General features: G+C 52.5%; 8 protein-coding genes and 1 pseudogene. 4 read left to right on the top strand and 5 right to left on the bottom strand.

Annotated features, from left to right (window positions below):
* Positions 1-225: 225 nt before the first annotated feature.
* Complete coding sequence (locus RCCGE510_RS34890) at positions 226-798, bottom strand: hypothetical protein (RefSeq protein ID WP_157179951.1); 573 nt, start codon at positions 796-798, stop codon at positions 226-228.
* A gap of 356 nt (positions 799-1,154) precedes the next feature.
* On the opposite strand from RCCGE510_RS34890, the gene RCCGE510_RS28255 reads away from it, so the two are divergent.
* Complete coding sequence (locus RCCGE510_RS28255) at positions 1,155-1,943, top strand: DUF6875 domain-containing protein (protein WP_007635960.1); 789 nt, start codon at positions 1,155-1,157, stop codon at positions 1,941-1,943.
* Positions 1,912-2,433 carry a YbaK/EbsC family protein gene (locus tag RCCGE510_RS28250; protein WP_037080095.1) on the top strand — a complete coding sequence of 174 codons (522 nt, stop codon included), beginning with the start codon at positions 1,912-1,914 and terminating at the stop codon, positions 2,431-2,433. The genes RCCGE510_RS28255 and RCCGE510_RS28250 overlap by 32 nt, the downstream gene beginning before the upstream one ends.
* Positions 2,434-2,605: 172 nt before the next feature.
* Here the strand turns inward: RCCGE510_RS28250 and nodA are convergent, their stop codons facing one another.
* Both nodA and RCCGE510_RS28240 read right to left on the bottom strand, forming a co-directional pair.
* On the bottom strand, positions 2,606-3,193 hold the full coding sequence (gene nodA, locus RCCGE510_RS28245) for a nodulation N-acyltransferase NodA (RefSeq protein ID WP_004679687.1): 588 nt from the start codon (positions 3,191-3,193) through the stop codon (positions 2,606-2,608).
* Between the two features lie 237 nt (positions 3,194-3,430).
* A pseudogene (locus RCCGE510_RS28240) lies at positions 3,431-3,649 on the bottom strand (nodulation protein NodZ); the annotation flags it as partial.
* A gap of 230 nt (positions 3,650-3,879) precedes the next feature.
* On the opposite strand from RCCGE510_RS28240, the gene nodD2 reads away from it, so the two are divergent.
* On the top strand, positions 3,880-4,824 hold the full coding sequence (nodD2, locus tag RCCGE510_RS28235; protein ID WP_007635950.1) for a transcriptional regulator NodD2: 945 nt from the start codon (positions 3,880-3,882) through the stop codon (positions 4,822-4,824).
* Positions 4,825-5,402: 578 nt separating this feature from the next.
* Here the strand turns inward: nodD2 and nodD3 are convergent.
* On the bottom strand, positions 5,403-6,311 hold the full coding sequence (nodD3, locus tag RCCGE510_RS28230) for a transcriptional regulator NodD3 (protein ID WP_007635949.1): 909 nt from the start codon (positions 6,309-6,311) through the stop codon (positions 5,403-5,405).
* Positions 6,312-6,461: 150 nt separating this feature from the next.
* Complete coding sequence (locus tag RCCGE510_RS28225) at positions 6,462-7,487, bottom strand: LLM class flavin-dependent oxidoreductase (protein ID WP_007635948.1); 1,026 nt, start codon at positions 7,485-7,487, stop codon at positions 6,462-6,464.
* Positions 7,488-8,894: 1,407 nt separating this feature from the next.
* On the opposite strand from RCCGE510_RS28225, the gene RCCGE510_RS35405 reads away from it, so the two are divergent.
* Positions 8,895-9,081, top strand: a 187-nt coding sequence (locus tag RCCGE510_RS35405; protein WP_210162161.1) for a hypothetical protein, incomplete at its 3' end; no start/stop codon positions are given.

Below are 9,081 nucleotides of genomic sequence, written 5' to 3'. Positions count from 1 at the left end.
ATTCAGTGGCAGGTCAAGACAGCGTAAATGCCAAGGTATGCGCCTGAGGACGCCGCCGAACCTCCCGCGCGGTTTCCTGGCAGAAACGACGATTACAGCCGCTCCCCCGTAGCAGCGCCTGCACCGGCCGCCTGGCCGGCTGGGCGAAGTGGGTTAGCTCGATGAAGCTTGTATACGGAGGGGACATTTGATTGATGAAAGGCTAATCGCGCGCGAGACGGCTTCTTACTTTTGCTTCCCCACAACAGAACTCGCTAAAATTGCCTGGGCTTTTAGATCGGCTCTCTTTTGAGAGGAACCCACAGGTGCTCCAGAAGACGCTGGCGATTTATTAATAGATGAAGACCGTGCCGTTGCCATTCCTTCCTCAGGAAGCGTAGCTACTTGAGCGGCACTGTCAATCGCTCTACGGCAGTCATCAAGGAAGTTAGCTATATATTCATTGACATAGACAACCAACGGCTCTTTTGGAACAACAATCAGACGCCGTTTGTCCGTTTTGTCCCGAGTGATGTCGATGAACCCACGCAGATGCGCTGCCTCGACATACTTTTGGCAGACAGTCTGGTTTTTAAAAGGTAGATAGCGACACGCCTGCATTTTCGTCATGGGTCTGTTATTAGCATGCATATGATATACTTTAAGCAGCAACCCAAGAATGTTCCTCAGGAAAAGTTTTTCTTCGGAATTTTCGCTAAAGAGATCTGACAAAAACGAGTCAATTTTCTCAAGCTTATGCTTTACGCCGACGTCGATCTGTTCTGGCGTATATATTACTCTTCGTGTTGTCTTCGCCACGGCCACGCCTCTGCGCAATGGGTCGTTCTGTTTTCACCCAAAGCCTGTTACCGGATCCCATCGCGGCGACATTTATCATATGTATGTTTTTATAACTACGACGAATATAGAGTTCTTGGCGGTCGTGCGACTGACCTTCAGGGTGCACGAGCCCCCGCTCTTGTTTTCACATCCATTTAAAAAAACAGTTACACAAGTGTAACTATCAGTGCTATCAAAAAATTCGGGAGCTTCGCTTCCGATGGAAGGTCGGTCTCTTAGTTGGCCCCCGACCCAGCTCGCCCGCCGCCCGAGCTGGCATGAAAGAGCCCGACCTTCCGTTTTGAACGTGTGGCTTTTCGAACGAGGGATCCGAAATGACTAAAGAGGTCTGGACAGATTACAGCCAACCGTTCGGGACGATCGGTCCATTGATGACAGTGGGCGAAATTCTGGAAAAGAACATTGATGCCGGATACAATGCCTACGATGAGTATACAAACGCAGCTCTTCAGAAATTTGCTCGGTATGCCTCGGACTTCCTCTCCAATCCGCATCCTCGTTTGGGTCGGGACGGGAGCGTTTGCCCTTTCGTTCCCGAAGCTCTGACGAAGGGACTCTTACGGATTGCCGCGTCGCAAGTGGTTGCAGTTGACGAAATTGAAAATGAGATGGCGCGTATGCTCGCCGTCTTCAGCCAGATGAAACCCGTTATGTCCTTCAACGATCGAACGGGCGACTGGATCTATAAGGCGATTATTATTGCCCTTCCTGGAATTCAGGATGAAGGAGAGATCAACATGATAGGTCAACTGCAGAAACGGCTGAAACCCGACTTCATTCAGGAAGGTTTCATGATCGGTGAATTTTATCCAGGTTGCCCGGAACCTGGGTTGCACAATAGGATGTTTCGACCGCTCGACACGCCGGTTCCAGCCTTGGCTATTCGGCATATCACCAAATATGATGCTCCTTTCATGCTTGGCAGCGATAAGTGCCTGGAGGCTTACTTCAGTATTTTTGGTGACGAGGGTCGCCGCCGCATTAGGCAACTTTTGGAGCGAACCGGGTGTACTCGCAGTCGCAAACAGCCATGCTCGATCGTCCTACCATATGAAACGGAAGGAAACGACTATGTTGGATGTTCATCCGAACGTACTTGCTGAACTGCACCAGATCGGAGCGTCGACGGTACGATTGTGGCGATATAGTGATTTCGCCACCCCTATTACATCCCCTTCAGATTTAGCCTCTGCTATCGGCCTTCCCGTCGGACGCGTTGCAAAGACAATGATTGTTGCGGAGCAGCAAGCAGACGATGTGATGCGCCGATTGGATCCTGGACGCCACCTTTGTGCCGTTTTGCTGCCGTCACCTGCAAAGATCGACATGAAAGCGGTTGCTGGCACGTATGGATGGAAACGAGCCGAACTGGCTCAGAAAGAACAGGTACTGGATCTCTTCGGCTACCCGTCAGGAAGCGTATCACCATTCGGTCTCCAGAAGATCGCCGTCCTGATTGACACCGCCCTTTTTGCTTATCCTACCGTGGTCACAGGTGCGGGCAAGTTGGGAGTCGAGCTTGAGATCGACACAAGCATGCTTTGGAAGATCGGGCAGCCGTTGCAGACGCGTGCACGGGCGACCCAAACCTAACGACTCCGTCACCTATCAAAGAGAGGCCGTGACCAAGGTTAGGTTCTTTCTTCGGAAGAGGAAATGCGGATCGACATAACGGCGTCTTGTAGATAATGAGGGGTCCAATACGCACCGATCACTGGGCTGCCACCGTCTCTTCGGATAGCTTCAGCTATGGGACCATGCTCTTTCATAGCTCAGGGCCATTCCGCTCGATCAAGGTCCCCGATGGCCAGTCACTCATTGAGCATCCTATTGGGAATACTACCAGAATTACGTTTTCACAGCGCGTCGGAGGGAGGTTGAGATAAACATCGGCGAGGGTGGATCGCACGCGTACCCCTTCCAAAACAGTCGCAAGACCATTTCGGCAGAGCCTGAGAACAAGGTTGCGCAACGCCTGCCGAACACCGCCGAACGCAAACCGAACGCCAAGTTGCTGCAGCACTGGGTAAACAATGCGCATTGAATTAATGCCGTACCCCTCAAGATCTGGACGCACGCCCCACAATCCAAGCTCGCATACGAGTAGATCGACCTCGCCAACCCGAACGAAACGACGCAACAACCCCATATGAGCGGCCACACCGTGCGCATCATAGCCTATTACGCGAAGCTCGGGCCTAGCTCCTGACCAACTACGAGCACCTTCGAATGGAAGGGCGTTGTAAGCTCCAGTTGGCCCATAGGTCTTCCGAAAGAAATCTGCGAGCTCCGTGTGGTCAGAGAGCTCCAACTCGTTTTCCCAGCACACTTTCCACCGCACCTGAGGGCTCATACCTAGACCTCCACTTAATACTCTGTCCAGGCGTCGACAGAGCAACTACTTGATACGCACCTGTTAGAGCGCTTTTAGTGGCACCGGTATAAGCTGGTGAAATCATTTGTTTGGATGGAACTCATCCGTCCAATGGATGCGTTCCGATCTGCCGTCGACTGCCGACGGCCAGATGAAGCGGCCGCGCTCCAACTTCTTCGTGAACATGTCGGCTCTTCCTCAAGCGCCTTCAGGCGCGTTGATCTTTTCATCACAGATTACCGGCACGCCACCAATATCTTGAACCGACTCCAAACAGAAGGAGCCCCGCCCGTCGATAGCCAGCGTGCGGCTCATCCGTTGCGCATAGCGCCCGACCGCCGCGAGCGACCATAGACAATCACCAAAGCCCCTCCGGTGTCGCGATATGATGAACCTATTTCCGCCCATTCCGTTCACTAGCGTTCCGAATGTCATGTCGCTCGGTGACGCTGCTCCACATCGCCTATTGCTAAGGCGCCTTTCCATACTTAAATTAGACTATCTGCAACTATAACGTCTATCGTAACTATGCACGCTACTTAATAGATCATCCAGCTAACCTAAGCCGTTTTGACGAACCTTCATTAGATCTAGGCTGGAAGGTTCTGTACTGGAAAAATTGATTGTTTGGATATAAAATACCCGTTGTTTGGATGTGACTAAAGATGCGTTTCAAGGGCCTTGATCTAAACCTGCTCGTTGCACTGGACGCGCTCACGACCGAGCGCAACCTAACGGCTGCCGCACGTAGTATCAATCTAAGTCAGCCAGCCATGAGTGCCGCCATTGGCAGGCTGCGAGACTATTTCCGCGACGAATTGTTTACAATGAATGGTCGAGAACTTCGGCTGACGCCACGTGCCGAAGGACTTGCCTCGGCAGTGCGCGAAACTCTCTTGCAAGTACAATGCTCAATCATCTCTTGGGAGCCATTTAACCCGTCGAAGTCTGACAGATGCTTTAGAATAGTTCTGTCCGATTTCATGATGCTGATATACTTCAATAAAATCATTGAGCGCGTTGCTCGAGAAGCGCCCGGAGTCAGCTTCGAGTTGCTGCCTTTAGATAGTGATCCGTACGAAATGCTTAGCCGCGGTGACGTCGATTTCCTCATCCTGCCTGAATTTTTTCTCTCGGGCGCACACCCGAGCGCAAAGCTGTTCACAGAGAAATTTGTATGCGTAGCCTGTTCGACAAACGTGGACCTACCTTCAGCGCTGACGATCGAGCAATATGTTTCCATGGGACACGTCGCTGCCGCGTTTGGGCGCTTTTTGAAGCCATCGGTCGAGGGCTGGTTCTTGCTCGAGAATGGGATTCAGAGGAGGGTGGAGGTCGTCGTGCAAGGGTTTAGCTTAATACCATCAGTCCTGCGCGGCACGAAACGCATAGCTAACCTACCGCTTCGCTTAGTCGAGCATTACGAAAGTACTTTCCCTTTGCGGATCATCAACCTTCCGTTACCGCTTCCCGTCTTCACCGAAGCTGTTCAATGGCCAGCGCTACATAATGCCGATCCAGGGAGCATCTGGTTTAGGGAGATATTGGTTGAGGAAGCTTCCCATATGATTTCCTCCAACGCACCTAAAATACATGGCTCGCTGCAATAATCCGGTTCCTGACGGAGGTTCCTGCTTGAGTACGGAGTCCGAACAAGTTCAACTAACGCGGAGAATTCGCGGCCGAGGCCGAAAGTCATGATACTGCACCCACCAAACAGGCGTTTCAGAGCCCAAACGTATGAAAGTTCACAGTGGGGCGCTCGCATAGGATCGCTGAGGAAGCCGCGGTTAGAAAGGCTGCTATCATAAACTAGTTTAGAAGTCGGCGATCCAATCGCCTGTGAAGCGGTTAAACGCGAACACTGGCCACATTCCCGAGGCCTCCGTCCCTGCTTACGTAGGAGCAGCGTCCGAGCTTGGCGGATGCCACCAAAAACCAAGAACCATCAGAAACGAACAATACCAGCAATTGTGGTCCCCCAGCACCCTTCGCTTTTCCGCCGAAGGTGCTAGACCGCAGGTCGCCCAATCGTCCGAAGGCCGGCCGACCGGCGACGGACGCGGCGCTCAGCTTCGTCGATAAAATGGCCTGCGGGTCAGTCACAGGTGGTGCCGCATTCAGCTAATCGGGCACGTCGCGGGTCGATCGATTCCAATGCAGCCCAGCTTCCTAGGTTTTAAGATGGTCACGGCAATCGCGCTGCCTCCTGAACCATTATATCTCGCATCCAGATATTTGCCGGATCTTTGTCGTGAAGTACCGGCCATTGGACCGCCTCGGTGAATATCGGTAGTGTTATCGGGGGCGCAGTCATCCGCAACGGTATCTTGTCCTCAAAAAGCCCAACTAATCGTAACGGAATGGTTGCGATGCGATCAGTGCCCATCAGGGCGGCGGGGATCATGCTAAAGCTTGAAACAACGACTTCGACCCGCCTTTTGAGGCCATGCTCCTGCAAGAAGCAATCTTCTATGGTAGGCTGCTGCGTCCGACCGAACCTAACTACCGCGTGCCCCATTGATGAATACTCCTCTGCAGTAAGGGCTTCCTCAAGTTGTTTGTTATTACTGCAGCCGACGCAAGTCAGTCGTTCCTGAAATAGATCTATCTTAGGATGCGCGCTCGACATGAATAACGGTGGGCTAATAAGGAAGTCTACGTCGCCGCGTCGCAAGAGCTCGTCCGGATTGTCAGTAAGCGGCAGCAAGTCAAAGCTAATGCCGGGTGCCTCCCGCGCAAGACGCTCCAGTATCTTCTGAAAAAGAACAAATGTAACGAAATCGCACAAGCTTACTCTGAAATGACGATCTGATTGATCAGGAGTAAATTTATCCCAGGATATGATATTGAGCCGAATATGCTGTAAAGCCTCCCGAATCGCAGGCGCGAGGTCTTCCGCACGCGGCGTTGGAACAAATTCACGACCACGCATCGTAAAAAGTTCATCGCGGAAATAGGAGCGGAGCCGGCGGACGGCTGCACTCATTGCGGGCTGGCTCAGGTTAATGCTACGTGCCGCCGCAGTAAGGTTGCGCTCAATCATTAGTGCATCGAGCGCGACAAGGAGATTTAGATCGAGGCCCTTAAATCGCATATCTTTTAACTATCCAATAATGCAGCCCTTCCACAACGGTTGTTCCTACGGCGATGGCTGAATTCGCCTTGGCGCTCCTCAACCGATTTGAGGGCGCGGCCACAGAGACTTACTCTGTGTGCTCGGAAAGCAACCTGAGGCCAGTCCAGATTAAGCCATAACTCCAGGGTGAACGCTCGTTGCAGTGTAATAGGAAGCCTCCAATGGCAAATCGCCAAACGCCAGCTGGCAAAGAAGATAATTAGCACCTGCTTCCTCGACATGATTGAGAAGATCTTGCCTAACTGACGCCGCAGTACCAACTACGCACAACTGACAGTCTACTGCTGCATCAAAATCTGGCGGGAGGTTCTGAGGAGTCTGTATCCCGTTTATCTCGTACAGAAACTTAAAGCTCCGAAGCCACCGTTGATAAGCCGGGGCCGCGAGCGAAATGGCATGCTTCGTCGTGCTGCCGGCCACCACCATTCGGACCAACCCAAGGAATGGCGCCCGTTTCCTGCCCCCGGCGGTATGTCTCTCGTGTGCTCGGTAGGCATCAGTGATCTGGCGAACAGTCGAAGCAGGGCCCCCGCAGGCAAGATTTGTATCGTTCTCAGCCGCCCAGCGCGCAACCTCAGGACGACTGGTTGTAATCCATGTCGGAGGCTGAGGACGTTGGTGTGGCCTCAACATCAACGGGACTTTGTCTAGTTCAAAGTGGTCGCCTTTGTAGGAAAGTGCTTGAGCTCCTCCCTTCATCGCTTGGATGACGATCTCGCTGGCTTCGAGATAGCGCGATGTCGCCACCTCCTCCTCAATACCGAAAAAGCCCCATTCGATTGGTAAGGAGCCGCGTCCCATGCCCAACTCGAGCCTGCCACCACTCAGATGATCCAGCATGCAAATTTCTTCAAACGCACGTAGCGGATGATAAAGGTTCAACAGCATAACCAACGGACCGAGACGAAGATGCTGCGTGCGCTGAGCTACGCCTGCTAGAAATAGATTCGGCGAAGGTCCCCTACCATGGGGGGTACAGTGGTGCTCTGCGACGTGATATCCAAAAAAGCCAAGGCGATCGCAAACCTCTGCCAATTTCATCCGATCTTCATATTGGCGCGCAATCTCTCTGCCGTCTTCGTCCAAATGGTCGAAAATGCCAACCATCAGCTTTGCGGGAAGAGAGTTTGTCATCTGAATGTCTCCAAGTTTGGCGGCGAGTTTTCGGTGGCCAGAACCGGAGGGTGGCCCCGATGTCTTTCGCCAGGCATTATTCGCCGTTCTTAAGTTTGCACAGAATTATCTAATGGTTACGGCGGCGCCGGAAAATCTATCCGAAGCCCGTTGCGCTAGGTGGTTTGAGGGTCTGGCAGGATTGGAGGCCGCACATCCAGAGCCGATAAATGTTGGGGCTTCGAGTTTATTGAACCTGCTCAGCTTTCACCCCCTAGACTAGGACGCCACCCGCTTCATCTACCGCTGAGAGCATGCGATTGCTGGCGACGGCTCTCGCGTCCGCAATCAGGTGGCTGCTCCAAGAATGCAGTCTACAGTTTCATCAATGGATTTATCTGCGTAGCCGTACCGATACTCACGCATATGGAATGGCAAAGTGCTTCGTTCGGAAACATTTACCAGTATACATTTCTCCGTTCTAATTCCCTTTGCCAAAACCTTCCATTTTTACCCGCCCGGGCCCTAAAAAGTGGGAAGTTAATTTCGAAAGGGTGATCGAAAGCCCCGCTCCGAAAGCGCCAGGCTCACTACCTCACCCATACTTAACATCCTTGCTGTTCTCTTCGTAAAGCCGTTGGCTCTGAAAACGATGCTGACGCCGATGAGCTGAACATAATGCTCACGCTGAAATGATATTGGATCCTTCATATTCCCTGTATGACTTCGCGGCGAGTAACACCCCATCTCGCATACCCACAGCTCCGTTCACTTTTGAGAACGCAAGGATTGGGAAGTTCGAATAGTGGTTGTTCAGCTTTTGTGGCGACCCGAACGGGTTATGGCTGGTATTCGGTGTAATGCGACGAGGCTCTTGCAGTAGGCGAAGAAAGGACCCAGAGCTCGCACTTGATGGGTAGACGAGAGCGCGTTCTGCATTTCCACGTTGGCCATATTCGTCTCCATTTATCGGCCAGGTCTGTGACCTAGCCCTCGGCTGCTCTCCGGTGGAGCAACATCATGGTATTCCCAATTCATAGTCGAGGTGTTTAATAACATCCCATGGCTTCGTAAAATTAATTGTTTGTATGGCATTGATCCACCAGGTGAATAACCCGGGATCTCCACCTTCAAAGGGTTGCTCAAACGTCAACGCTTCTTGCCACGTCTGACCCAGGGCACAACAGCGCTCGCCCCGATGTTCAGAAGGCGTCCAAGCGTTCGATGCCATTTTGGATGTTCGGCCGAACCGTTGCTTTCCTTCGGTCGATCGAAGTGGCGTGAGGCCGACCCGGGCGAAATCACGGGAGGTGGAAGGATCAGGAGCCAGTGCGGTTGTATGTCCCTGCATTTCCAGATCTTAGCTTTATAGGATGAAAGGTGTTACAATTGGGAGATGAGGATTGTCTCCAGTTTTCGGAGCTTCGTTTGATCCTGCTGATAGTCGCGGTCGCCCTGCCGCGCGGTCGACCTAGCGGTGCAAGTGATGCCCTTACGACACCGTCTGTCGGCTTTGTCTTGTCGGCGACATTGGGGTTGGTTGGCCAGTTTCCTGTGCTGGCTCGGGCTAACTTCCTGAAACCCAACCAAAGAGATCTTTTCTTTGGCTCGATCG

Origin of the sequence: Rhizobium sp. CCGE 510, from assembly GCF_000292525.1 — a bacterium.
Classification (GTDB): Bacteria; Pseudomonadota; Alphaproteobacteria; order Rhizobiales; family Rhizobiaceae; genus Rhizobium.
Note: the sequence above shows the minus strand (reverse complement) of the source record. Positions and strands in the feature narration are given on the sequence as shown.

Excerpts from the sequence above, each read along its gene's own strand:
- nodA (WP_004679687.1), bottom strand. The coding sequence starts at position 3,193 with ATGAGCCCTCAGGTGCGGTGGAAAGTGTGCTGGGAAAACGAGTTGGAG.
- RCCGE510_RS28250 (WP_037080095.1), top strand. The coding sequence starts at position 1,912 with ATGTTGGATGTTCATCCGAACGTACTTGCTGAACTGCACCAGATCGGA.
- RCCGE510_RS28255 (WP_007635960.1), top strand. The coding sequence starts at position 1,155 with ATGACTAAAGAGGTCTGGACAGATTACAGCCAACCGTTCGGGACGATC.
- nodD2 (WP_007635950.1), top strand. The coding sequence starts at position 3,880 with ATGCGTTTCAAGGGCCTTGATCTAAACCTGCTCGTTGCACTGGACGCG.
- nodD3 (WP_007635949.1), bottom strand. The coding sequence starts at position 6,311 with ATGCGATTTAAGGGCCTCGATCTAAATCTCCTTGTCGCGCTCGATGCA.
- RCCGE510_RS28225 (WP_007635948.1), bottom strand. The coding sequence starts at position 7,487 with ATGACAAACTCTCTTCCCGCAAAGCTGATGGTTGGCATTTTCGACCAT.